At 54.8% G+C, this 25,769-nt stretch carries 21 protein-coding genes and 1 pseudogene; 16 read left to right on the plus strand and 6 right to left on the minus strand.

The features are described 5' to 3' along the window. The first annotated feature begins 19 nt into the window (after positions 1-19). The 6 genes and pseudogenes from ACR0J0_RS21860 to ACR0J0_RS21885 all read left to right on the plus strand — a co-directional run bounded on the left by ACR0J0_RS21860 (position 20) and on the right by ACR0J0_RS21885 (position 8,040). Positions 20-256 carry a hypothetical protein gene (locus ACR0J0_RS21860; protein ID WP_480666127.1) on the plus strand — a complete coding sequence of 79 codons (237 nt, stop codon included), beginning with the start codon at positions 20-22 and terminating at the stop codon, positions 254-256. A 56-nt stretch (positions 257-312) separates the two neighbouring features. Further along, a pseudogene (locus ACR0J0_RS21865) lies at positions 313-3,347 on the plus strand (efflux RND transporter permease subunit). A 552-nt stretch (positions 3,348-3,899) separates the two neighbouring features. Further along, on the plus strand, positions 3,900-4,151 hold the full coding sequence (locus tag ACR0J0_RS21870; protein ID WP_480666102.1) for a hypothetical protein: 252 nt from the start codon (positions 3,900-3,902) through the stop codon (positions 4,149-4,151). A 184-nt stretch (positions 4,152-4,335) separates the two neighbouring features. After that, the gene (xylB, locus tag ACR0J0_RS21875; protein WP_480666103.1) at positions 4,336-5,793 is read left to right on the plus strand and encodes a xylulokinase; all 1,458 of its coding nucleotides are present in this window, start codon (positions 4,336-4,338) and stop codon (positions 5,791-5,793) included. Further along, positions 5,790-6,737 carry an aldose epimerase family protein gene (locus ACR0J0_RS21880; RefSeq protein WP_480666104.1) on the plus strand — a complete coding sequence of 316 codons (948 nt, stop codon included), beginning with the start codon at positions 5,790-5,792 and terminating at the stop codon, positions 6,735-6,737. The genes xylB and ACR0J0_RS21880 overlap by 4 nt, the downstream gene beginning before the upstream one ends. Before the next feature lies 1 nt (position 6,738). Next, positions 6,739-8,040: a cytochrome-c peroxidase gene (locus ACR0J0_RS21885; protein ID WP_480666105.1), complete on the plus strand. Its 1,302-nt coding sequence runs from the start codon at positions 6,739-6,741 to the stop codon at positions 8,038-8,040. Here ACR0J0_RS21885 and ACR0J0_RS21890 read toward each other — a convergent pair whose 3' ends face one another. Together ACR0J0_RS21890 and ACR0J0_RS21895 are read right to left on the minus strand one after the other, a co-directional pair. Beyond that, positions 8,041-9,552: a CRTAC1 family protein gene (locus tag ACR0J0_RS21890; protein WP_480666106.1), complete on the minus strand. Its 1,512-nt coding sequence runs from the start codon at positions 9,550-9,552 to the stop codon at positions 8,041-8,043. After that, positions 9,542-10,759 carry an ROK family protein gene (locus ACR0J0_RS21895; RefSeq protein ID WP_480666107.1) on the minus strand — a complete coding sequence of 406 codons (1,218 nt, stop codon included), beginning with the start codon at positions 10,757-10,759 and terminating at the stop codon, positions 9,542-9,544. Before ACR0J0_RS21895 ends, ACR0J0_RS21890 begins: the two co-directional genes overlap by 11 nt. Positions 10,760-10,910: 151 nt before the next feature. Between ACR0J0_RS21895 and xylF the strand changes: the two genes are divergently transcribed. From xylF to xylA, 4 genes are read left to right on the plus strand one after another with little or no spacing between them, the layout of a single operon-like run. Then, complete coding sequence (xylF, locus tag ACR0J0_RS21900; RefSeq protein ID WP_480666108.1) at positions 10,911-11,930, plus strand: D-xylose ABC transporter substrate-binding protein; 1,020 nt, start codon at positions 10,911-10,913, stop codon at positions 11,928-11,930. Positions 11,931-11,990: 60 nt separating this feature from the next. After that, complete coding sequence (locus tag ACR0J0_RS21905) at positions 11,991-13,289, plus strand: sugar ABC transporter permease (protein WP_480666109.1); 1,299 nt, start codon at positions 11,991-11,993, stop codon at positions 13,287-13,289. Next, entirely contained in the window at positions 13,289-14,092 is an 804-nt protein-coding gene (locus tag ACR0J0_RS21910) for an ATP-binding cassette domain-containing protein (RefSeq protein WP_480666110.1), read from the plus strand. The genes ACR0J0_RS21905 and ACR0J0_RS21910 overlap by 1 nt, the downstream gene beginning before the upstream one ends. Positions 14,093-14,101: 9 nt before the next feature. Beyond that, positions 14,102-15,409 (plus strand): xylose isomerase, encoded by a 1,308-nt coding sequence (gene xylA, locus ACR0J0_RS21915; RefSeq protein WP_480666111.1) that lies wholly within the window; start codon positions 14,102-14,104, stop codon positions 15,407-15,409. 152 nt (positions 15,410-15,561) lie between these two features. On the opposite strand, the gene ACR0J0_RS21920 is transcribed toward xylA, so the two are convergent. Further along, positions 15,562-16,464: a LysR substrate-binding domain-containing protein gene (locus ACR0J0_RS21920; protein WP_480666112.1), complete on the minus strand. Its 903-nt coding sequence runs from the start codon at positions 16,462-16,464 to the stop codon at positions 15,562-15,564. 178 nt (positions 16,465-16,642) lie between these two features. On the opposite strand from ACR0J0_RS21920, the gene ugpB reads away from it, so the two are divergent. From ugpB to ACR0J0_RS21950, 6 genes are all read left to right on the plus strand, one after another. Next, positions 16,643-17,953 carry a sn-glycerol-3-phosphate ABC transporter substrate-binding protein UgpB gene (ugpB, locus tag ACR0J0_RS21925; RefSeq protein WP_480666113.1) on the plus strand — a complete coding sequence of 437 codons (1,311 nt, stop codon included), beginning with the start codon at positions 16,643-16,645 and terminating at the stop codon, positions 17,951-17,953. A 60-nt stretch (positions 17,954-18,013) separates the two neighbouring features. Beyond that, entirely contained in the window at positions 18,014-18,895 is an 882-nt protein-coding gene (ugpA, locus tag ACR0J0_RS21930) for a sn-glycerol-3-phosphate ABC transporter permease UgpA (RefSeq protein WP_155150415.1), read from the plus strand. Positions 18,896-18,915: 20 nt separating this feature from the next. After that, positions 18,916-19,752: a sn-glycerol-3-phosphate ABC transporter permease UgpE gene (ugpE, locus tag ACR0J0_RS21935; RefSeq protein ID WP_480666128.1), complete on the plus strand. Its 837-nt coding sequence runs from the start codon at positions 18,916-18,918 to the stop codon at positions 19,750-19,752. A gap of 3 nt (positions 19,753-19,755) precedes the next feature. Further along, positions 19,756-20,811 carry a sn-glycerol-3-phosphate ABC transporter ATP-binding protein UgpC gene (gene ugpC / locus ACR0J0_RS21940; protein ID WP_480666114.1) on the plus strand — a complete coding sequence of 352 codons (1,056 nt, stop codon included), beginning with the start codon at positions 19,756-19,758 and terminating at the stop codon, positions 20,809-20,811. Beyond that, positions 20,811-21,758, plus strand: coding sequence for a glycerophosphodiester phosphodiesterase family protein (locus ACR0J0_RS21945; protein ID WP_480666115.1), 948 nt, complete (start codon positions 20,811-20,813; stop codon positions 21,756-21,758). Before ugpC ends, ACR0J0_RS21945 begins: the two co-directional genes overlap by 1 nt. Before the next feature lie 104 nt (positions 21,759-21,862). Further along, a complete protein-coding gene (locus ACR0J0_RS21950) occupies positions 21,863-22,312 on the plus strand; it encodes an NUDIX domain-containing protein (RefSeq protein WP_480666116.1) in 450 nt (149 codons plus the stop codon). Positions 22,313-22,573: 261 nt separating this feature from the next. Here the strand turns inward: ACR0J0_RS21950 and ACR0J0_RS21955 are convergent, their stop codons facing one another. The 3 genes from ACR0J0_RS21955 to ACR0J0_RS21965 form a co-directional block, all read right to left on the minus strand. Further along, entirely contained in the window at positions 22,574-22,723 is a 150-nt protein-coding gene (locus ACR0J0_RS21955; protein ID WP_480666129.1) for a histidine phosphatase family protein, read from the minus strand. 415 nt (positions 22,724-23,138) lie between these two features. Next, a complete protein-coding gene (locus ACR0J0_RS21960; RefSeq protein WP_480666117.1) occupies positions 23,139-24,656 on the minus strand; it encodes an ABC transporter permease in 1,518 nt (505 codons plus the stop codon). A gap of 10 nt (positions 24,657-24,666) precedes the next feature. After that, positions 24,667-25,716: a quaternary amine ABC transporter ATP-binding protein gene (locus ACR0J0_RS21965; RefSeq protein WP_480666118.1), complete on the minus strand. Its 1,050-nt coding sequence runs from the start codon at positions 25,714-25,716 to the stop codon at positions 24,667-24,669. Positions 25,717-25,769 lie beyond the last annotated feature (53 nt).

Consider the following 25,769-nt stretch of genomic DNA (forward strand, 5'->3'; position numbering starts at 1 on the left):
ACACGAGCCATTTGATGCGATCACGGTTCCTGCCAGCGCGGTTTTCGTGCCGGAAGGGGAAGCCGATCCTCATGTCTGGGTGTTTGATACCGGCACAGAAACCATAACCGCGCGGAAAGTTTCGCTTGGCACACCCCGGTCCCAAGGGGTGGCCGTCAGCGATGGTCTGAAATTTGGCGAAGTGATCGTCACCGCAGGAGCGAACTCTTTGCGAGAGGGTCAGAAGGTTTCGCTACTTCCTGAGGGTACGGGGTAATAGGTCTAGCGGCATTCTCCATCCGCAATGCCAAATTCGTTTGGTTCACGGTTATCATGCTCACATTGGGCGGAGTTTCTGCGTTCTTCAGCCTTGGGCAGCCGGAAGCCCCCGAGTTCACCATCAAGATTGCAGTCGTGACCACCCTATATCCTGGTGCCAGCCCTGAGGAAGTTGAGCAGGAGGTCACGGAACGGATCGAGCTGAAACTCCAGGAGATTAAGGAGATCGACTACATCTCGAGCGATAGCAGGGCGGGTGTGTCGACCATTAAAGTCGAAATTCGCCCAAACTATTGGTCGGACCAACTGCCACAAATCTGCGACACGCTCCGTCCCAAAATCAGAGACGTGGAAACCGACCTGCCCCCAGGTGCAGTTCGTCCCGCGATCAACGATGATTTCGGAGATGTCTTTGGTCTGCTGCTGGCTATTACGTCTGATGGGTTCTCGGCGCGGGAGCTCGATGATTTCGCAGAAGACTTCAAACGAGAGCTCTCGTTGATCGATGGCGTCGGCCGCGTCGATCTTTGGGGCACACGCGACAGGGTCATCCATATGGAAACACGGGAAGAAACCTTGTCTGCATTGGGTGTTTCGGCTCAAACCGTCCTCAATACCCTGCAGACGCAGAATGCAATTGTGGATGCGGGGCGAGTGAATATCGGTGACGACCGCATGCGCATTGCGCCAAGCGGTACATTTACTAGCCCGTCTGATATCGCAGATTTGGTCGTTCGTCCTAGTAGCCTAGATCAGGCTCAAAGTGGGCAACTTCGGGGGCCCGAGCTTCTGCGATTAGGAGAAATCGTTGAGGTCAAGGAGGGCTATGCCGATCCACCAACGACCATGATGCGCTATAACGGACCCCCGTCTATTGGGTTGGCGATATCTTTCCAGTCTGGTGTCAACGTTTTCAGCGTTGGGGAAGCCGTAGACGCGAGAGTAAATGAACTGATTGCAGGCCTGCCCGTGGGCATCGAGGTTGAACGGGTCCATTGGCAATCTGACGACGTGAATCTGGCCGTCAGCAGTTTCTTGATCAGCCTCGGACAGGCTGTAGCGATTGTGCTGGTCGTTCTGACTCTGGCGATGGGTGTTCGCATGGGGATCATCATCGGCAGCGGATTGATCCTGACGATCCTAACTACTTTCATACCTTTGGCGGCACTGGGCATTGATCTTCAGCGGATGTCTTTGGGCGCGTTGATCATTGCGCTAGGCATGATGGTCGACAATTCGATCATTGTCTCAGATGGCGCGATGGTGCGGATGTCGCAGGGAATGGATCGCGCGAAAGCCGCAATCGATGCCGCCACGCGCCCTGCTATGTCTCTGCTAGGGGCAACATTCGTCGCGATTATGGCCTTTTACCCCATTTTTGCATCGGTAGAGAGCGCAGGAGAATATTGTCGGACGCTCTTTTCAGTTGTCGGAATTGCACTGCTGGTCAGTTGGCTGCTGTCGATGACGGTCACGCCATTGCAGTGCGTTGCCATGCTGCCGGAGCCAAAGGGCGGGGCCAGTGAGACATTCGACACCGGTTTTTTTGCCGTTTACCGCCGTTTTCTGGCCGCCGCGATCCGCGCTAGCTATCTGACTACCGGAGTGGCCACTGGTGCTCTGGTCATTGCCGAGGTTGGCTTTGGTTCCGTCACACAGTTGTTCTTCCCGACCTCGTCGATGACCAAGTACATGATCGACTATTACGCGCCTGAGGAAACCCGGATCGAAGCCGTATCCGAGACGATCACCCGGATCGAAGAGCGGGTGGAGATGGATGATCGCGTGACGGGTATCGCCAGCTTCATCGGGGCTGGACCACCGCGTTTTTACTTGCCTGTCGACCCCGAAGGAACAAACCCGTCCTACGCGCAAGTCATTGTGAACGTCGAGGATTACCGCGACATTCCTGAGATGACCAAAGAGATCTCGCTTTGGATATCGGCGAATATGCCCGAAGCAACATCCTTCACGCGTCAATTCGGTGTGGGCCCCAGCAATACTTGGGCTTTTGAAAATCGTATTATCGGCCCCGCGGATGCCGATCCCGAAACTTTGCGCGAAATTGGCGACAGAGCAGTTGCGATACTGGATCAACATCAATGGACGAAGGTGGCGCGTACCGATTGGCGCAACCGACTCCTGGTAACCGTTCCTGACTATGATCAGGACCGAGCGCGGTGGACGGGTATTACCTACGAAGATCTTGGGAATACTACCAAGCGTGCCTTCGACGGGCGTTCGGTTGGCCTCTACCGCGAAGGCGACGAGTTTCTGCTGATCATAGTCCGGCCCGGAGCAGATGATGTAGCTGCCGTGGACAACTTTGAACTGCTGCAACTGCAGTCACCATTTTCTGTTGAGCCTGTCCCATTGGCACGGGTTGTTCGCGGCGTGAATGTCCGGCCAGAAGACCCCACGATCAATCGCCGCGACCGGCGCCGGGTTCTGACCGTCCAAGCCAATCCAATCGATAGTGTAACTCTGCCAAGCTATCGCGTCGCAGTTCTCGCTGATTTCGATGCTTTGGAGGCTGACTTGCCGCCGGGCTACAGCATGAAAGGGGTGGAGAGTACGAGGACACTGTGTCTGCGCAAGCGTCCTTGATTCCGGGGATGATACCCGCGTTTTCGATCATGGCACTTATCGTGGTCGGACTATTTAACTCATACCGCAGACCGTTGGTCATTTTCCTAACTGTAGCGTTTGTGCTGATAGGTATTGTTCCAAGCCTGCTTCTCACGAATACCCCGTTTGGCTTCGTCGCATTGCTCGGAGGCATGAGCCTGACGGGTATGATGATCAAAAATGCGATCGTTCTGATTGATCAGATCAACGACAACCTGGCCGAAGGTCAACCGGGTTACGACGCGGTATTGAATGCCGGCGCTTCCAGGCTTCGTCCCGTCGTGCTGGCAGCGGCAACTACTGTTCTGGGCGTAATACCGCTGCTGCCAGACGTATTCTGGGTGGGTCTTGCCGTCACGATCATGGGTGGATTGACCGCGGGCACGATGCTCACAATGATACTGGTTCCGGTCCTGTTCGCCACGGTGCATGGCATTCGACAATCACCGGCGGTCGTTTGACGTCGCCTTTCAAACGGCCCTTGGATCGATTGTTGCATTTGTGAAGCAGGACGTTCTGTAGCCTGGCGGGTTATTTCGGGGGATAAGATGGACAATACAATACTGTACTTTTTAGTTGGCATCTTCGTCGTTGGCCTAATCTCGTTGGGATTTTTCGCCAGAGGTAGCGGAGCTCTTCTAGTGATTGCGATACTGGTTGGTGTGTTGTTGGCGATGATCGGTTTTTTTGGAGGCTACTTTGGCGAAGCACCAAAGTGAGGTTGGACAGACATTTTATTAAAATGTGTTGCTAGTTAAGGGAAACGTCAGCTGAACCAAGAACATGGCTTTTGGGATGCCCTAGGTTGCAGCTGTGAAAAAATGGATTTCCTGTTTTAAGGTCCGACTTTCACAAACGGCTTCCAATGAGTGTTCTTGCTGCGATAGCGCGTTTCTAACTTGAGCCCATCCGATGAGCCCGCAGAAGTTTTGCGCCAAACTGGTTTTGACGTTTTCAAAACCCATCAACCGCAGGCCAAAAGAACCCAGGCAACCTAAGCAATGATGTAATCTATGATCACTATGCGCCGTAAACCGAATGGGTTCGAAACATTTGGGATGCGGCAAAGAAAAAGTCGAAGCTGGGCAAACAATGTCGCCATCGGCCTGCAAGACAGAGATGTCGATGAAGAAGCACTTAGCAGGCAGTTCGAGGATTGGCCCGTCGATGGGATGAAAATCACCATAATTGCGCGTCCGAAAGCAACGTTGGAAGGTTATTATGGCAATAAACTACATGATATATACGGATATGGAGCTGAATGAGCTTCAAGCTCGGTTTAACACAGTATCGCAAACCGCTCATGACTTGCGGGAAACTTGGAGTGCAGGCGAGAAAATCAGCCTCGCGGCCAAAGTGCGGTGGGAGAGGATTCCTTTGACAGCACCTTGACAAGATCTCTGTTTCTATAAATTTTATCTGCTAAAATAAATCGTGGGATCGTGCCGAATGTATCTTGGGTTGGATTTGGGGACGTCGGGTCTCAGAGGAATTCTGGTGGATGACGCCGGTCTTGTTGTCGGTGATGCCGAAGTCAACATTGCGACCTCGTCGCCCAAACCCGGTTGGTCCGAGCAGAACCCCTTGGATTGGATCAACGCTTGCGAAGAGGTTGTCAGCAAGCTCCGCGAAATTAACGCGCAAGCGGTCTCAAGATTGCGTGGCATTGGCCTAAGCGGACACATGCACGGCGCGACGCTTCTGGATCGCGGTGGCGAAGTGCTGAGGCCCTGTATTCTTTGGAACGATACGCGGTCAGCCGATGAGGCGAGGAGACTGGATCAAACACCAGAGATGCGCACCATATCGGGAAATATTGTATTCCCGGGGTTTACTGCGCCGAAACTGGAGTGGGTGCGTACGCATGAGCCGGATGTGTTTTCAAAGGTAGACAAGGTGTTGCTGCCGAAAGACTATTTGCGGTTTTGGCTGACTGGTGAATATGTCTCAGACATGTCAGACAGCGCAGGTACATCCTGGCTTGACGTTGATGCGCGGCAGTGGTCAGAAAAGGCGCTCGCCATGGGTCACATGCGTGTCGACCAGATGCCGCGCTTGGTCGAAGGCAGTGAGCCGGGTGGAGCGTTGAAGGCCCGTTTGAGGCGGGAGTGGGGGCTGTCGAATCCGGTTGTTGTGGCTGGCGGTGCTGGCGACAATGCTGCCGCAGCTTGCGGGATCGGGAGCATCAACGACGGCACCGGTTTTGTCTCACTCGGAACATCCGGCGTGTTGCTTGTTGCGCGGGAAGCCTATGCTCCTGATCCGGAAACTGCCGTGCACTGTTTTTGCCACGCAGTCCCCGATCGGTGGATACAAATGGGCGTCATGCTTTCAGCAACGAACAGCATGAACTGGCTTGCTCGCAATCTGGGTGAACCCGTGGAAAATCTCGCCTCAGCTATGCCCGAAAAACTGAATGGACCTTCTGTGATCACGTTCCTGCCATATCTGTCAGGAGAACGGACACCGCATAACGATAGCCATATCCGAGGTGCGTTTTTGGGTGTGGATGTTTCGTCGGAACCAGCTGAGCTGACCCAGTCTGTAATGGAGGGTGTTTCTTTTGGAATGAGAGATTGCCTGGAAGCACTGAAGAGCACAGGAACCCAGCCAAATAGCCTTATGGCGGTAGGGGGAGGTGCACGATCTCGGTTCTGGCTGGAAACCCTGGCTACTGTTTTGCAAGTTCCACTGGATTTGCCAAAAGGCAGCGAATTCGGTGCCGCTTTGGGCGCTGCGCGACTCGCGATATGTGCTGCAAACGGCGCTGAACCAGCGCAAGTCATGACACCGCCGGAAATTCAGGAACGCATCGAACCACGCGGCGATCTGATTGACGCCTACGAAAACGAATACCGGAGATACAAGCAATTCTATCAGGCGCTTGCGCCGTTGGCAGTAAGATGAATCCAGAAAAGGATAAAGCCTCTGGAATTGAAACCGCTATTCTCACCGATGGGGATATGCGTGTTTCGGTTTTGAACTATGGGGCGATCACGCAGGGTTGGTGGTACAAGGACGTGCCGCTCATCCTTGGGTTCAAGGACCCAAGTGAGTATCTCACCGATACGCGTTACCTGGGCGCAATCGTCGGGCGCGTTGCCAACCGGATCAGCGGCGCAACGTTTGGCTTGGAAGGTGTTAGTTTTGAACTGACCGCCAACGAGGGCAAAAACACATTACATGGCGGCGACGATGGCCTGTCTAGCCAGTTCTGGGACCTCGAACAGATTGCACGGAATGAGGTCTTGTTGAGCTACGTTTCTCGCGACGGGGAGAGCGGCTTTCCAGAGGAAATCAGGTTCGAGGTCAGGATCTGCATACAGGGTCCGCGCTTGGTCTATTCAATGGCTGCACAGCCCGGCCGGCCGACGCCAATAAGCATTGCGCAACATAACTATTACACTTTGGGTGCTGCCGATGGCGTGGACCGGCACAATCTGAAACTCGCTTCAAATCGGTATCTGGAAATCGACGATCAGGGTATCCCGTCGGGCAGGGTGCTTGCGACCGACGAAAACGGGTTGGATTTTTCAACGCCCAAAACGATTGGAAGTGTTCCCGAAGGAATCGATCACTATTTTTGCTTTGATCATGATCGCAGCCCAAAAGTTCCGGTGGCGGAACTCACTTCACCTTCTGGGCTTGCGTTGACAGTCTACTCTGACCAACCCGGAGCGCAGGTGTATTCGGGCTACAAGGGGACGGAACCGCTTTGCGCTTCGCGTGGTGTGTGCATTGAGCCATCGGGTTATCCAAACGCACCGAATATCTCGTCGTTTCCCTCTATAATTTTTACTCCGGAGAACCCGTATCGGCAGGAACTTACCTTAGAGGTGTCTGAGGAATGACATGAGAGCAGGTTCGCTATTCTTGGTTTTCGGCTTAACAATCTCAGCGGTGGGTGGTGCGCGTGCCCAATCGCTTGGCCCTTTGCCGGAGTTCATCGAACCCGACTTGGCAAGTGTCGAGCTGGGGCGGTTGCTGTTCTATGACCCGGTTTTGTCTGGCAACAGAAATATCAGTTGCGCCACCTGCCATCATCCCAAGCTTGGTACGTCAGACGGTCTTTCCCTTGGCATAGGGGAAGGGGGGATTGGGCTGGGTCCAGAGCGAACGCTGGACCCAGAGAACACCCCGGAGCAACGTATTCCTCGAAACTCGCCTGGGCTTTGGAACCTCGGAGCCACTGAGTTCACGACTTTTTTCCATGATGGACGACTCGAAACAGACTCAACGCAACCTGACGGAATCAGAACCCCCTTGGGTACCCATATGCGGTCCGGCTTCAAGTCCGCGCTGGCCGCACAAGCCATGTTCCCGGTTTTGTCGGCGGACGAAATGGCGGGTCATTACTCCGAGAATGACGTGAGCAAGGCGGTCCGTCTTGGATTTTTAACGCAGCAAGGCGGTGCGTGGGATCTGATTGCAGAACGTGTTGCGGCCATTCCGGAGTACGAGCAGAGGTTTGAGGATATAGCGCCGGATGATGAGATTACGTTCACGGCAATTGCTAACGTAATCGCGGACTTTATCGCTTCCGAGTGGCGTGCGGACAACAGCCCGTTCGATCGCGCAATGCGAGGTGAGGCCAAGTTGTCGCAAGAGGCCGAGATAGGTATGGGCTTGTTCTATGGAAAGGCCGGTTGCAGCAACTGCCACTCGGGCTGGTTCCAAACTGATCACAAGTTTCATTCGATCGCACTGCCGCAAATCGGTCCGGGAAAGGCGGCGCGGTTTGAAAACCATGTCAGGGACGACGGGCGTCTTCGCGTGACCGGTTACGACGAAGGTGCGTTTGCTTTCCGCACGCCATCTTTGCGCAACGTGACGCTGACAGCCCCGTACGGACACAACGGAGCTTATGTCGAACTTGAGGACATCGTGCGGCATCATCTGGACCCGGTAATGTCTTTGCGAAATTACTCGATTGAGATGGCTGCATTGCCAGCCTTCCCGGGCTCCGAAGATCATAAGGCAATGTCAGACGGCCAGCACTTAAACGCAATTGCCCAAAGCAACAGCTTGTCGAAAGTAAACCTGACGGATCAGGAAATCGAAACTCTTCTCAGCTTTTTGGCAAGCCTTGAAGACCCGGCAGAGCGGCTAGGTGTGCCGGATCAAGTCCCTAGCGGACTGCCGGTGGATCAATAGTCAGCGTTGGATTCGAACAATTTGTTTAGAGAGGTGTTTCTGCCACTCGCTGGCCGATCCATCCGGCCAGATCACGCGAACCTGAACCTGGTTATCGCTACCAAGACCAAAATGATGAAAGCCAGCGATCCCACCGGCATGTCCACCGCCAATTGTCAGTTCTCGTGTCTGAACACCATGCGAGGTTTTGATTTCAACAAATCCACCGACGGCTGCACGGTTAGCTTGACCTTGATTGATATCCAGCAGCAGCCAATTGCCACTCAGCGAAGTGTTCTGGCTGACTTCGAGATCTGAACCTCGGTTGACGACCACAAGATCCAGCCGACCGTCGTTGTTTAGGTCTGCGAGCGCCGCACCGCGAGATTTCGCCATCGACGCAACGCCAGCATCTGCCGCAGCTTCAAAGAACTGACCATCGAAGTTCTGCAATAGCAGGTTGTTGGGATCGTTCAGAGCGGCATCGGGCATTTGCTCTACATTGCCTTTGGCCACGAATATGTCGTCCCTGCCGTCGTTATTGACGTCGCCAAATTGTGCGTGCCACCCGGTGGATGGCCTTCCGTCTTCGCCGATATGTGGTCTATGAGCGGTCGTTCCCTTTTCGTAAGTTGCATCACGCCATGTTGGGCCGTTCGGTACTGGATCAAAAATCTGGAGTTTCTGATCACCCATCGAGGTCAGATAAACTTCGGGAAATCCGTCCCCTGTAAGGTCCCGAGAGGCGATCCCCATTCCCCAGATCGAAAAAGGCAGCCAGCCTTCGTCTTCCGAGTATTGTCGCGGCTCAGGCTCCATAGCCCATAACTGCTCGTGGCCGCCGCGCACATAGTAGTGCCGGTCGTTGCTGACACGTAGATCAGCTCGGCCAGTTCTAGCCCAGTCCGAAAACAAAATCGAAAGCGAGCAATAGCCGGGTTCAAGGCGCAGCGGCTCATGGTACGAGCCATCTTCCGGGCGGTACAAAAGGGTTGGTCCGCAGGATTCAAAAGGGCCTTCGGGATCAAAGCGATCAACATAGGTGCCAAACGCCAACGTTGGTAAAGTTTGCCCGTTTTCCCATGTTGCTGAGAAACCTGTGGTCCAGTGATCCCCTGATCGAAAACCGAGTTGATCGAAAGGGCTGAATTGGCAGCCGGGATGGCCCTGAAGAAGCAGGTCTGGGCCAACACGCAAAATCGCCAGATCCATTATGCCATCACTATCAACGTCAAGTGGGTACGCGCCGGTCACACCGGTCAGCGAAAGATCCTCAGGCGTTTCTATCCGAAAAGATATCTGATCTCTCGAGGTGTTTATGAACAGTTGAGATCGGTTGGATCCGCCAGCCAAAAACAGCTCTGGAAAGGTGTCCCCATTGCAATCGAAAACTGCCACTCCGCCGCCGACAAAATGCTCCCAACCGCCATCATAGACATGTTTTGGCACATCCACATTTGTAAACTGGGGAATAACAGTGTCCGCATTCGCGACATTGGCATATGCCACAAGTATCGCAAGCTCAGGACGCATTTGCCGTCAGCTCCTTGACCTTAAGAATCGAGATTTGTTCAATTCCATAGGCTGCAGCCCCCTTGGCCCACATCATGTCACCCCAGTGATGAACTTTAATCTGGGGCAAAGGTGCGTCGACATTCACAACGCCGTTTCGAATGCGGGTCATTACTTCGCTGGAACACAAATGCTCAAAGCTCATTTGTGCCCCCGAGACGATAATGCACTCTGGGTCATACAAATTGATCAGGTTGGAAATCCCGAGGCCAAACATCTGACCTGCGCGGGCAAGCACCGACGATGCTCGGTCATCACCCGAGTTGGCGCGGTCATGTATGTCGGAAACAGAGTCCATGCCGTTGGTATGACCTGTGACTGTCATCTCACGGATCAGGGCATAATCGCCTACGTAGGCTTCCAGACACCCGCGTTGGCCGCATTGGCAAAGGGCCCCGTCAAGTTGAACTTTGGTGTGCCCGAATTCAGCGCCGCAGCCTCGCTCTCCACGGTAAAGTTTGCCATCCAGAACGATACCGAGGCCAACACCGTGTTCGATCGTAACGACGAGGAAGTTCTTTAAACCCTTGCCCAAGCCAAAAAGCTGTTCGGCCTTGGCGACAAGATTGGCGTCGTTGTCAACGAATGCAGGGCAGGGCAGCTCATTTGAAAGCAAGTGGCTGAAATCAATATTTCTCTCAGTAATCGAAGAAGACCAGTGGACAAAATTCCTGTTTGCATCGACCAGTCCAGCCACCCCGATGGATACACCTGCCAAATGAGCGACGGATTGGTCGATCTGATTGCAGGTTTCTTCAAGTGCTTCGCGGATCGCCGATACAAATTCTTGCGGCGACATTCTGGCGTGATCCAGAGCATATTTATGGGATGCGACTTCGTTACCTTCAAAGTCGACCAAGATAACTGAGATCACTTGCCGAGCCACTTTTAGACCGGCCACAAGGTGCATCTGGCCGTCCAATTGCAGCAATACTCTGGGTCTGCCTCTTTTCCCCGACTTGGACTGTGCCTGGCTTTCAGTCTCCTTCACCAGCCCGGCTGAGATGAGATCAGCCGTGGCTGCGGTGACGGTCGCAGGGCTGGTTTGCAAGGCGGAAGCAATATCGATCCGCGAGACGGATCCCTTTGCTCTGATGTGCTCCAGTACCCGCAGGCGGGTCGTATTTCTTTGTTCCAAAGAAACCGGAGAGGCTTTGCTTTTCAGCATCTTGTCCTCGCGAATCTTGCTGTTGGCCCAATCTATTTGAATTTGAGTGCCTCTTGTAGAGTAAATATTTTACCGACTGAAATAAATATGGTATTCAAATTTGTGAGAGCCGCGAATCGAAATGCGATGGCTCGGCAAATGGGAGGAAATCATGAAAAGAATTCTCAGCATTTCGGCTGCGGCCACTTTGTTGGCTTCGACCGCATTCGCAGAGCCAGTGGTCGGCGTAAGCTGGTCGAACTTTCAGGAAGAGCGTTGGAAAACGGATGAGGCGGCAATCAAATCGGCGCTTGAAGCAGGCGGTGCCGAGTACATTTCGGCAGACGCGCAATCGTCCTCAGCAAAGCAGCTATCGGACATTGAAAGTCTGATCGCCCAAGGCGTGGACGCGCTTATCATCCTGGCGCAGGACGCGCAGGCCATCGGGCCGGCTGTTCAGGCTGCGGCAGACGAAGGTATTCCGGTCATTGCTTATGATCGCCTGATTGAGGACGATCGCGCATTTTATCTGACCTTTGACAACGTGGAAGTCGGTAGAATGCAGGCGCGCGCTGTTTTTGAGGCCATGCCCAAGGGCAATTATGTGATGATCAAGGGCTCTCCGACTGACCCGAACGCGGACTTCCTCCGCGGTGGACAGCAAGAGATTATCGGGGCAGCCGTCGACAGCGGTGACATCGTAATCGTTGGCGAAGCCTATACGGATGGTTGGCTGCCCGCGAACGCGCAGCGGAACATGGAGCAAATCCTGACTGCAAATGAAAATAACGTCGATGCGGTCGTTGCATCGAATGACGGTACTGCAGGTGGTGTTGTTGCAGCTCTGACCGCGCAGGGCATGGAAGGCATTCCCGTGTCCGGCCAGGACGGCGATCACGCAGCGTTGAACCGCGTCGCGCTGGGCACGCAGACCGTTTCGGTTTGGAAGGACGCTCGTGAACTCGGAAAGGCCGCTGGCGAAATCGCCGTCGCGCTGAGCGGTGGGACAAGCCCCGCTGATGTCGAAGGCGCAGTTAGCTGGACATCGCCCGGTGGCACCGAGATGAACTCGGTCTTCCTCGCGCCCGTTCCGATCACCAAGGACAACCTGTCCGTTGTCGTGGACGCTGGGTGGATCCCATTGGAAGATCTGTGCCAGGGCGTTGAAAACGGACCTGCTCCCTGCAACTAAACTTCAAAGTCCCTGGCCCTGTCTGGGCCGGGGACCATTGCTGAATATGAAAGATCGGAAATGACCGAAACTTCGTCTCAGCCGGTACCTGAAAAAGCGAAACCCAACCTGTTCCAGCAACTGGAACTGGATATGCGGCTTTTGGGAATGATCGGCGCGTTTGTCATCCTTTGCATCGGGTTCAACATCTTTACTGACGGGCGTTTCCTGACGCCTCGGAACCTGTTCAACCTGTCCATCCAGACGGTTTCGGTCGCCATCATGGCGTGCGGGATGGTGTTCATCATTGTCACGCGACACATCGACCTGTCGGTTGGAGCGCTGCTTGCAACAACCTCGGCCGTGATGGCAATGACGCAAACCGAGCTTTTGCCGCAAGTCCTTGGGATGGGTTTGAACAATCCTGCAACCTGGGCGATCACCATTGTCTTCGGGCTGTTTGTCGGCACGCTGATTGGTGCGTTTCATGGCTGGATGGTTGGTTATCTGACGATACCGGCTTTCATCGTCACGCTTGGCGGGTTTCTGGTTTGGCGAAACGTGGCGTGGTATTTGACCAGCGGCCAGACGATTGGGCCTCTGGATAGTACGTTCCTGATGTTTGGCGGGACCAACGGAACTTTGGGAACAACGACAAGCTGGCTTTTTGGGCTGTTCGCGTCTGCGATCGCCATCTGGGCTTTGTGGAGTGGCCGCCGCGCAAAAGCGTCACACGGTTTTCCGGTAAAACCTGTTTGGGCCGAGGCCACTCTGGCCGGAATAATTGCAATCGCCATCCTTGGATACGTTTACATCGTAAACAGCTACGCCATTCCAACGCGCCGGCTACAACGCTTGTTCGAAGCGCGCGGTGAGACGATGCCCGAGGGGCTGGTCGTCGGATACGGCATACCGATTTCCGTTCTCATTTTGATCATCGTGGCGGTTACCCTGACGATAGTTGCGCGGAAAACCCGGTTCGGCCGATACATCTTTGCCACCGGCGGTAACCCGGATGCGGCAGAGCTTTCGGGTATCAATACACGGCTGCTTACCGTGAAGATATTTGCACTGATGGGGTTCCTGTGCGCCGTGTCCGCCGTGGTCGCCTCGGCGCGTCTGGCGAACCATTCGAACGATATTGGCACGCTGGATGAACTGAGGGTTATTGCCGCTGCAGTTATCGGAGGAACTGCGCTGTCGGGTGGCATCGGCACCATTTACGGCGCGATCCTTGGCGCATTGATCATGCAGGCGCTTCAATCGGGTATGGCAATGGTTGGCGTGGACGCGCCGTTTCAGAACATCGTTGTCGGCAGCGTTCTTGTGCTGGCTGTCTACATCGACATCGTCTACCGCAAGCGATTGGGGGCCAAGTGATGCAAGCTCAGGATACTCAGAAAACCCCCACCAACTCCGGTCGCGGATCGGGCGCGCCGCCATTGGTCGAGATGCGCGACATCTCGATTTCCTTTGGCGGGATCAAGGCCGTCGACCATGTCTCGGTCGATCTCTATCCGGGTGAAGTCGTTGGCCTGCTTGGCCACAATGGGGCCGGGAAGTCCACTCTGATCAAGGTGCTGTCGGGGGCCTATCAGATGGATCACGGCGAGATACTTATCGATGGCAAGCCGGTCGAGATCGGCAATCCCCGCGACGCCCGGGCGAACAATATCGAAACCATCTACCAGACGCTCGCCTTGGCCGACAATCTGGACGCGACATCGAACCTGTTCCTGGGGCGCGAGATGACGACGCCTTTTGGTTTGGTCAACGACGCGGCCATGGAGGCTGAGTGCCGAAAGATCATGGCCCAGCTCAACCCGAACTTTCAGAAGTTCAATGATCCGGTCTCCGCCTTGTCGGGTGGGCAAAGACAGTCTGTGGCGATTGCTCGGGCCGTCTACTTCAACGCCCGTATTCTGATTATGGACGAGCCGACAGCGGCGCTGGGTCCGCATGAAACGCAGATGGTGGCGGATTTGATCCACCAGCTTAAGGCGCAGGGCATCGGGATCTTCCTGATCGATCACGACGTGCATGCCGTAATGGAACTGTGTGACCGCGCCTCGGTCATGAAGAACGGGAAGCTGGTTGGGACGGTCAATATCGCAGACGTCACTGATGACGATCTTTTGTCGATGATCATTCTTGGCAAGCAGCCAGCACAAAAAGCAGAGTAGGGGGCAGAAATGCCAAGTGGATTTTTTGAAGGGATCGAACAGATCCGGTTTGAAGGTGTGGAAAGCACGAACCCGCTGGCCTTCCGGCATTACAACCCGGACGAGATTGTCCTGGGTAAACGTATGGAAGACCATCTGCGATTTGCGGTCGCTTGGTGGCACTCATTCGCGTGGGAAGGCGGAGACCCCTTCGGCGGGCCGACGTTCGAACGCCCTTGGCATCCACAGGACGACATGGGCCGGGCTCGCCTAAAGGCGGACATTGCCTTCGAACTGTTTGAGCTTCTGGGCCAGCCATTCTTCTGCTGGCACGACGCTGACATCCGGCCGGAGCAGGGCAATTTTGCCGATAACCTGAGAACTCTGGAGGAAATCACAGATTACATCGGGGAAAAGATGCAGGTGCCTGGTACCAAGCTGCTTTGGGGCACCGCCAATATGTTCAGCCATCGCCGCTGGATGTCTGGCGCCAGTACCAACCCTGATCCCGACGTTTTTGCATTTGCCGCAGCGACGGTAAAATCCTGCATGGATGCGACCCACAAACTCGGTGGCGAAAACTATGTTCTGTGGGGTGGGCGTGAAGGGTACGAAACCCTGCTGAACACGGATCTGACAACCGAACTAGACCACATGGGCCGGTTCTTGAACATGGTCGTGGAGTACAAACACAAGATTGGGTTCAAGGGCACCATTCTTGTGGAACCCAAACCTCAGGAGCCGTCCAAGCACCAATACGACTATGACGCCGCCACTTGTATCGGGTTTCTCAGGAAGTATGGGCTGGAGAACGAGGTGAAACTGAACCTCGAACAGGGGCATGCGATCCTTGCCGGGCACAGTTTCGAGCATGAAATTGCGGTTGCCGCCGCCGAAGGGATGCTGGGGTCGATTGATATGAACCGCAATGACTACCAATCCGGGTGGGATACGGACCAATTCCCCAACAATACACCGGAAGTTGCCCTAGCTTACTATTACATCCTGAAGGCTGGTGGCTTTACCACCGGGGGCACGAATTTTGACGCCAAAATTCGCCGGCAGTCAATTGATGCCACAGATCTGGTGGCGGCGCATGTCGGAGGGATGGACATCTGTGCACGTGGTCTGAAAGCTGCTGCCGCCATGATTGACGATGGCGGTTTGGAAGACGCGATGTCGGAACGGTACTCCGGTTGGAAGTCTCCACAAGCGAAGTCCATGTTGGGTAGTAGTTTGGAAGAAATTTCTGCCAGGGTTTTGCATGATGGCATAAACCCAGAACCACGATCTGGACGCCAGGAAATTCTGGAGAATTACGTGAACAGGTTTGTGTGACCAAAGAAATCCGCGGACGGTTTCAAAAATGCGACTTGGTTGGATGCAGTGACCGGCGGCGGCATGTCCATCGGAGCGGTATGGCCGAAGCCGAAGTCGACACCACCCCAGATGCGTATATCCTCGACGATTTCATGTGGTCATCGACGGGGTCACTCGGCCTGGAAAGGTTTCAAGCTTTCTTGAAACTGTTCGATGAATTCAAGTGTCACCAGTGACGGTTGCTTCAAAATCGGGCGTACAAGGGAGAGTGTATGTGACAAGAATGGTTTGAACGGTCGATAGCTCAATCCGCTCGCGGCGTATTGGACGGCGTCCAACTCGCTTACCACAGAAACGCCGACACCTTTTACCGCTAATTCACAAGCTGCTGTGAATTGCCTGACTTCAATGTGGGAATTCAGTTTCACATTGGCGTTCTGAAACGCCTTTGAGAGTCGCCCAAAAAAGTCGCTGTCGCGTCGTGTGTGAATTATCTTGGCCTTTGCAAGATCCGCGGGTGTCACCTCAGAGAAGTTTTCCAATTCATGTCCAGTTGGAAACACGCAAACTGTGCGGACATCGATGTTTCTGCTTTCGACAGCTGGATGACCATTAAAGCTGTCGGTGATTCCAAAATCATATTGCTCACCGATCATCCATTCGAGAATGCGTTCCGGTCTGTCAGGCTCGATCGTCATGGTTACACCTGGCCTATCTTCCAAAAACCTGGCGACGACGTTGGGAAGGTGACTGGTGGCGAACCCGGGTAAACATGCGACGCGGATGTGCCCTGCTTTGCGTTGGGTTATGTCCTGACTGACATCCGAGATCTGCTTCATCAGCTCAAGAACCCGTTCTACGCTGGGTTGTAGGTAACGCACCTCCTGTGTTGGCACCAACCGACCTTCGCGGCGATCAAAAAGTTGAAACCCAAGCGATTTTTCAAGATCGGATAACAGTCGGCTGACCGCAGGCTGGCTTACCCCAAGATCCGCTGCTGCCGCTGTAACCGACCCATTTGTGGAAACTGCCATAAGGGCTTCCAATTGTCGGATCCTTAAAGTTTGACTCATTTTGGGACCAGTTATGTTGCTGTCTGGAATTAATATAATGTTGTGTTATATTTTTTTCCAAAACTAAATGCTTGAATTATAAATCTGTAACGTTAACGTCGTGAAACCGTCATGTATGCCGATTACGCATTGCGGTCGGTATTCAACGAAGCATCGAACCTGATGCATGGGAGGAATCATGAATAAGCAATTTCTCGGCGCTCTCGCCGTAACTACTGCGTTGTCCCCCGTGGCGGCGTTGGCGCAAACTGAAGTTCAATTCTGGCACGCCTTCACCGGCCGACTGGGTGAGCTTGTTAAAGCGCAGGTTGAAGAGTTCAACGCAAGCCAGGATGAGTTCGTCGTGGTCGAAAGCCACAAGGGTAACTACTCGGAAACTCTGAACGCAGGTATTGCGGCTTTCCGTGCCGGTGAGCAGCCCCACATCCTGATGGTGTTCGAAGTGGGCACGGCAACGATGATGTCGGCTGAAGGTGCGATCAAACCGGTCTACGAAGTGATGGCTGAAAGCGGAGCATCCTTTGATCCGGATGCATATATAGGGGCTGTCAAAGGTTACTATACGACTACGGACGGTGAGATGCTGTCGCTGCCTTTCAACTCGTCCACGCCTGTTCTGTGGGTCAACCGCGATGCCTTCGAAGCGGCGGGCGTTGATCCGGACACGGATCTGTCGACCTGGGAAAAGGTTGGCGACGTGCTTGAGCAACTGAAGGCTGGCGGCGAAGACTGCCCGCTGGTGACCGCATGGCAGAGCTGGATTCACCTCGAGAACCTGTCGGCCTATCACGACGTTCCGTTCGCATCGCAGGACAACGGTTTTGCCGGTTTGGATACCGAGCTGATGCTGAACGGTCCGGCGCAGGTCGCACACCTGACGGCAATGGGTGACTGGGCCAAGGATGGCAAGTTCATCTACACCGGGCGCAGAAACGAAGGTGGTGCAAACTTCCGGGCTGGCGAATGCGCGTTGTTTACGGAAAGCTCGGCCGGTTACGCAGGTATCAGCTCCGAAGCTGAGTTCGCCTTCGACGTGCGCCCGCTGCCCTATTGGGAGGCTGTCACCAGCGAGCCGCAGAACACGATTATCGGCGGTGCATCTCTTTGGGTAATGGAAGGCCATGATCCCGAGGAATACAAAGGCGTTGGTGAGTTCCTAAGCTTCCTTTCTTCCTCGGACGTTCAGGCGGCCTGGCACCAGAACACCGGTTATCTTCCAATCACGGCCGAAGCAGGTGAAGCTACTCGTGCCGCAGGTTTCTATGACGCAAACCCGGGTACCGACATCGCGGTGATCCAGATGACTGCGAAAGAGCCCACTGCAAATTCGAAAGGTCTGCGTCTGGGCTCGTTCGACCAGATCCGAGGCATCATCGACGAAGAGCTTGAGGCCGTCTGGTCCGGCGAGAAAACCGCTCAGGAAGCGATGGACAGCGCGAAAGAGCGCGGTGACGCGCTGCTGCGCCGGTTCGAGTCCGCCAATCAATAAATCTTAATCCGATGCGGGCCTTTTCTGGGCCCGCATTCTCTTTTCTGGTGGACTAACAGGATGGAAAAACGCGTTACATTCCGCGGCTGGCTCTTGCCATTGGCGCTGATCGCACCTCAGGTCATCATTTCCGCTGTTTTCTTCTTCTATCCCGCCGGTCAGGCCGTCTGGCAGTCTCTTTTCATACCTGATCCCTTTGGGCTGTCGTCCCAGTTTGTGGGACTCGGCAATTTTGAATTCCTGCTGAGCGACAAGTTCTATCGCGCTTCTTTCGTTACGACGGCGGTGTTTTCGACACTCGTCACGCTATGCTCGATGATCCCGGCCTTGTTTCTGGCGGTTATCGCTGATCGCTTGATTAAAGGTTCGGGCGTCTATCGGACGTTGCTGATCTGGCCCTACGCCGTAGCCCCCGCCGTGGCCGGTGTCCTGTGGCTGTTCATGTTCAACACGCGCGTTGGTGTCGTGTCGTGGTATCTCGGCCAGCTTGGCTATGACTGGAACCACGTTCTGAACGGCACCGAGGCCATGGGGTTGGTGGTCGTCGCCTCGGCCTGGGGGCGCATCAGCTACAACTTCTTGTTCTTCTTTGCGGCCCTACAATCGGTCCCAAGGTCGGTAATCGAAGCTGCCGCGATCGACGGTGCGCGCTTCTGGCGTCGGTTCTTCACAATCGTCCTGCCGCTGTTATCTCCGACAGCGTTCTTCCTGCTGGTGGTAAACGTGGTCTACGCCTTCTTTGAAACCTTCGGCGTAATCCACACCATTACCGGAGGCGGGCCGCAGCAGGCGACGACCATTCTGGTCTACAAAGTCTTCTCAGATGGGTTCGTTGGGCAGGACCTAGGTTCGTCCTCGGCGCAGTCAGTCATCCTGTTGATCGTCGTTGGCCTGCTGACCGTCATCCAGTTCAAATACGTGGAAAAGAGGGTGCATTACTGATGGCCGCCCAGCAACACGGAATGGTCGAAAATCGCGGGATGGGGATCTGGCTGACCCATGCGCTGATGATCCTTGGCGTTCTGATCATCTTCTTTCCGATTTGGCTGGCATTTGTCGCCTCGACCGTGACACAGCCGGAAATCGTGTCACCGCCTATGCCGTTGGTGCCGGGTGACCAGTTCTGGGAAAACTACAAAGCCGCGCTGTTTTCCGGCGTGAATGTCCCAGTTGCCACGATGCTGTTCAACAGCCTCGTGATGGCCATTGGGATTGCGGTGGGCAAGATCGTTATCTCGCTGCTCTCGGCCTTTGCGATTGTCTATTTCCGCTTTCCCGGCCGGACGACGTTTTTTTGGCTGATCTTCCTGACCCTTATGCTTCCGGTCGAGGTCCGTATCGTTCCAACGTTCGAAGTTGTCGCCGGGTTCGGTATGCTCAACAGCTATTATGGTTTGATCTTCCCTTTGATCGCCTCGGCCACGGCAACGTTCCTGTTCCGGCAGTTTTTTCTGACAATCCCGGATGAACTGGCCGAAGCGGCACGCGTCGATGGCGCCCGCCCGATGCGGTTCTTCATTGATATCGTGGTGCCCATGAGCCGGACCAACATCGCGGCGTTGTTCGTGATCCTGTTCATCTATGGATGGAACCAATACCTTTGGCCGCTTTTGATCACCACCGATCCCGAAATGAACACCATCGTGATGGGTATCAAACAAATGTTTCCGTCAGGCGACGACGTGGCCGAGTGGCCGGTCATCATGGCGACGTCCATTCTGGCGATGATCCCGCCCGTCATCGTGGTGGTGTCGATGCAAAAGCTCTTTGTCCGCGGCCTTGTCGATAGCGAGAAGTAAGAAATGGCAACAGTAACCCTTGAGAACGTCAAAAAGAGCTTTGGCCCGACGGACGTCATCCATGGCATCGATATCGACATCGCGGATGGTGAGTTCATCGTAATCGTTGGCCCCTCAGGCTGCGGGAAATCCACGCTACTGCGGATGGTTGCGGGTCTGGAAACGGTGACTGCAGGCGAAATCCGGATCGGAGAGGAACGGGCCAACGACAAAGAGCCGATGGATCGCGATATCGCGATGGTGTTCCAGAACTATGCGCTCTACCCACATATGTCCGTACGCCAGAACATGGGATATGGCCTGAAAATCGCCGGATTGCCGAAGGCCCAGATTGACCAGAAAGTGACCGAGGCCGCCAAGCTATTGCAGCTGGAACCCTTGCTGGATCGCAAACCCAGACAACTATCAGGCGGCCAGCGTCAGAGGGTGGCGATGGGTCGGGCTATTGTCCGCGAGCCAGCGGTTTTTCTGTTTGATGAGCCACTTTCGAACCTCGATGCCAAGCTGCGGGTTCAGATGCGTCTGGAAATTCGCGAACTCCAGGAAAAGCTGGGGATCACGGCGCTCTATGTGACCCACGATCAGGTCGAGGCCATGACGATGGCCGACAGGATGATCGTGATGAATGGTGGCATTGCCGAGCAGATTGGAACGCCGTTGGAAGTTTACGAAACGCCCAGAACTTTGTTCGCGGCACAGTTCATTGGCAGCCCCGCGATGAATGTGTTTGACGCCCAGCGTGAAAACGAAACGATCAAGATCGGTGAAATTGCGGTCGGCCGATCTGCAGGTCCTGATACCGCGTTAAAGCTGGGGATACGCCCAGAGCATCTGCTGTTGGCTGATAATGGTCCGCTAGAAGCGACGATTCAGATGGCAGAGCCGCTTGGGGCAAACACTCTGTTGCACGGTCAACTTGCGGGTATCGGCGGAGCGATCACGATAAGCCTACCGGGCGTCCACCCGATCGAAGGCCGGCATCCGAACATGCGGTTCTCGGTCGCCCCAGAGCACATGCATCTGTTTGACCAATCAACCGGTGAAAGGCTGGGCGGCTAATGGCGTTTCCTCAAGTCGAAGCCTTCCGTGGTGGAGAAAACCTGATCCGGGTCGTGGGCCATCGAGGGGCGCGAGGCGTATTGCCCGAAAACAGCATGATTGGTTTTGACTTCTCGCTGTCTATCGGTGTCCCGCTTCTTGAATTTGATGTTGTCCTGACGGCGGATGACGTGCCGGTCATAACTCATAATCATCGTCTGCACGCCCCGAGCTTTCGCGGCGTAGATGGCCAGTTTCTGACCGGCGAGGAACCGAAGGTGTCCTCATTGACTTTCGAGCAGATTCAGCAATTCGATATTGGACGGTTAGATGGGCAATCTGCCTATGGCCAACGCTTTCCAGACCAAGCCCAATTGGATGGCGTTCGAGTCCCAAGGCTGATGGACTTGCTAGATTTGGTAAGTGAACCAAAAAACGGCGATGCCTATCTGATGCTCGAACTGAAGTCGGATCCTGACGTGGCGCATGATCCGCTTCATAGGGAGAACTTTGTCGGGCGAGTTCTACAGGAAGTCCGCGCCAAAGGTCTTTCGTCGCGCGCGGTATTACACAGTTTTGATTGGAACCTTCTGGAGGAATGTCAGCGACAAGCTCCTGACATGCCGTCTTCTTACCTGACGCAGCTTCCGGATAACGCGGATGACGTTGGCGAGGATTCCTCGAAAGCGGTTTGCCCTGATTTTTGTGGTCGGCGTGATGAAATTCCGAAGTTGGTCAAGGAGGCTGGCGGATCGCTTTGGTGCCCGTACTACGCGGATGTAACGGCTGAAAATGTGGCGCGCGCAAAAGATCTGGGCCTATGTGTTGCCGTTTGGACGGTCAATGAGCACGAAGAAATAGGCAAGATGATCGACCTGCGCGTGGATGCAATCGTATCTGACTACCCCGGTCGGATTCAAAGGCATTTATCGGATTTGGGCATGAGGTGGCGTGTCAGAAACCAGTGAGTTCTGAGTTGCAAGAACCTGACGCTTTTTTATTTCTTCCAGTCACAATCGAGAAGGATAAATCACATTACCACTTTAATCTGGCCAGCTAGGCGAAAAGAATAGTGGTCCAGCGGAGCAAACAAGTTGCAGCACTGCCCCTGCAATTGTTCGGTGACCGCCTTAAGGTCCTCCTAATCACGTCGCGTGACACGGGGCGTTGGATAATGCCGAAAGGTTGGCCGATGGATGGCAAGAAAGACTGGCGTGCAGCAGAAATCGAAGCGCTGGAGGAGGCCGGGGTGGAAGGCACAATTTCTCGCAAACCCATCGGTGAGTTCGAATACGCCAAGTTTTTTAATGACGGTACCTGTGTCAATGTGAAAGCCACCGTCTATCCACTCTACGTCGATAAGGTAAAGCGCCGTTGGAGGGAAAGGCACCAAAGAAGAAGGCATTGGTTCTCGCCCAAGGGTGCTGCGAAAGCACTCAAGCAGCCAGATTTGGAAGATTTGCTCCTCGACCTAAAAAACAATCCAAGAAAGAACAAATCGATCCGCGAATTGTTACCATGAACAAAGGCAATGCCATTCATAACGCTTCTGGCTTAGAGCGGGTTAAACCGGAATGAGACGATATGATTTTCTTCTCTGCTGTCTGACGTCAGCACCAATGGGACAGTTTAGGTCGATTTGATAAGAGAGGGTTTCTGGCTCATCGTAACCGCCAAGGAGTGGAGATGAAAAAGAAACCCGGAACCAAGCAGAGCCACGGTGAGTAGGTCGTAAAGGACATTCGCCGTGCGACCCGCAAACAGTATTCCGCAGAAGAGAAGATCAGGATCGTGCTGGACGGCCGGAAATGCGGTGACGCAGCCTTTTTGCGTACGCCGCTGCCTGAGCCACCCCTCGCTTGGTCAAAGGCGAGTTCCGACGGCCTTGCCGCCGCTTTTGTGAATTCCACTCGGTCTCGCCGTGGCGGAGCACAAAGATCGTTGGGTTGATTTTCAGGTTTAACAAGTACCTATGTCTTCCTTATTTATAGCAAACCGAGGACGGCCAGAAATCTGATCTAAGAGGGGAATAGTCTAAGTGGACAACTTTTACTGCAAAAACTGCTTCGACTTTAGGCGCCCCATTTTCTCGACAACGGAGAAAAGCGGCTAGCCAAGGGTTGCCCTGAATACTTCTCCGCTCACCATAGGCATACTTCGTTCCTGAGACCTGTATTGGCATTTGTGCCGTTCCATCATCCTTCGATGGAAGAAGAGAGGTCAGCGAATGAACTCGGGCCGCCACCGCTTAAAAGACGTGAGAAACGCTATTGGCACGGCTCGAATATCCCTTCATTGAACGTCGAAACCAGTCAACTTTTGCAAGTGTTTAGTCCACAGGTCAGAGTTCATTTCTTTCCCGCCACAATACGGTCAAGGATGAGTGCGCAGAACAGGATTGCCAGACCTGCCAGTATGCCTTGGCCAGCCGCAGCGTATTGCAGCGCTTCCAACACATCTTCGCCCAAACCTTTCGCGCCGATCAGAGACGCCACAACAACCATTGCCAGCGACATAAGGATGGTCTGGTTAACACCAGCCATGATCGTTTTGTGCGCCAAGGGCAGATCAACCCGCCACAGCAGGTAACGTGGCGTGGCACCAAAGGCGAGTGCAGCCTCGCGCACTGTTTCGGGTACTTGTTGCAAACCGAGGACGGTAAAGCGGATCACCGGTGGGCTGCCAAAAATCATGGTCGCCACAACACCAGCCGGTTTGCCAGACCCAATGAAGGCAACAACCGGGATAAGGTAGACAAATGAAGGCATCGATTGCATGAAGTCCAGAATTGGTCGCACGATCGCAAAAGCACGTGGACGGCGTGCACAATAGATGCCGAGTGGTATGCCCAGTGTAATCGAGATCAACGCAGCCGCTCCGAGCAGCGCTATGGTTGTCATCGCCTTTTCCCAGAAATCCAGCAGCCCGAGATAGGCCAGCGCGGCACCGGTGAAGATCGCGACGCGCGGTCCGGCGGAAAGGTAGGCCAGCATGATGATCACCAGCGCCACCACCGGCCACGGCGTATCGACCAGAACCACCTCAATCCAGTCCAGCAGCGTACGCATTCCATAGGTCAGCCCGTCAAAAAAGCCGCGGCCTGCAGTCTTGGTCCATTCAAACACGGCTTGCACGCCGTCGCCGACATTCAGCCGCCAATCGCGGTTTGTCGGGAAGGTTTTCAGAACAGCCAGCGCATCTGGTTGGGCGAATTTGATGGCTGACAATACGACAACTACCAGAGTCAGTGCGGACGCAACGACCATCCGGGTCACCGACCATCCATGCGCCACGCTGGTATCCGACCGCCAACGCGCGAACTGACCTTCCAGCGTCCAGTTGGCCAACGATGCCGCAAGAAACTTGACCGCCAACAGCAGGACAATCCCAACCGCGAGATAAGTGATACCAGTGGAGTCTGCGCTCTGGGCAGCTTCCTGCGCGCCGGCCAAGGCACCCTCCAGCGACTCTGCTGCGCGTTTGAGGGAGTCTAAGGAAGCAGCACCGGATTGCTCCGCCGCCTCGATCTGCTGCCTACGCAGCGCTAATGTTTGCTCGATCTGATCAGCGCGTTCGCGGAACTCCCGCCCGAGATCGCCGAACAAGCCCAAGCCGATTTGAATGTAGGCGAGCGTTTCAAGCACCAGAAAGCCCAGGAACCACGACCAGAGGCCACGCGCCCCGAACCAGATCGGGCCGAGAATGGCCGCAGCTTTGTTCAGGGTGAACCGATAGCCCGGCGCCTGCATCATGTAGGCAAAGGTCTTCTGATAGTAGGCTTGGCTCTGTCCGACAAAATCGCCGATCAAACCTTCCAAACGGTCGGCGGTTTCGGGTTTGACCTGCTGTGCGTCAACGTGTTTCATCGTCTTCCCCTTAAGCCTGACTGTCTTGGATGGCGCGAATGAGCCCCGCACGGTTGATCACACCTACGGTTTCGCCATCTTGCGTGACGGCCACCACACCGTGTCCTTCAACGCAAAGGTTCATCAGGTCGGATAAATCCATATCCGGATGCGCCTCTTTGGCGTCGTCAGGAACCTCGCCATGCCGTGCCTCGAATTCGTCGACGGGCTTCATCACCGAATGGGCGAAGATCATGTTGAGCTTGGAGATCCCGGCGACGAAATCGGCGACATAATCATCGGCCGGGTTCAGGATGATCTCTTCCGGCGTGCCGATCTGAACAATGCGCCCGTCCTTCATGATCGCAATGCGGTGGCCAATGCGGATCGCCTCATCGAGATCATGGGTGATGAACATCGTGGTTTTGTTGAGCTTGTGGCTCAGTTCCATGAACTGGTCCTGCAACTGCTTGCGGATCAGTGGGTCGAGGGCCGAAAACGGCTCGTCCATAAGCAGGATTTCCGGGTCCGCAGCGATGGCGCGGGCAAGTCCGACACGCTGCTGCATACCGCCGGACAGCTCATGCGCGTATTTGTCTTCCCAACCGTTGAGCTCCACCAGTTCCAGAACGCGGTCCGCCTCTTCCCAGCGACGCGCCTTGCCGGTGCCGCGAATTTCCAGAGGCATCGCTACGTTATCGCGCACCGTCCGGTGGGGCATCAGGCCAAAATTCTGGAACACCATGGCAACGCGGCGGTTGCGCAGGTCGCGAAGCCCATCGTCGTTCAGGCCCATCACATCATCGCCGTCCAGGTAGATATGGCCGTCCGTGGGTTCCAGCAGGCGGTTTACGTGGCGCACCAGGGTCGATTTGCCCGACCCTGACAGGCCCATGACGCAAAACAACTCACCGCGTTCGATCTCGAAGCTGGCGTCAGCAACTCCGACAACGCAGTTGAACTGTTCCAGCACTTCGGCCTTGCTCAGTCCTTCACTGTGAATGGCTTTCAGCGCGTCCTGCGCTCGTGCTCCAAACACCTTCCAAACGCCACGTGCATCGATTGCAATATCTGCCGTCATACTGGCCCCACTTTGGTCTAGCTTGCAGATTGTGCCCTCGGCGAACGGGCCGA

It is taken from the genome of Ruegeria sp. BF12 (assembly GCF_056538705.1).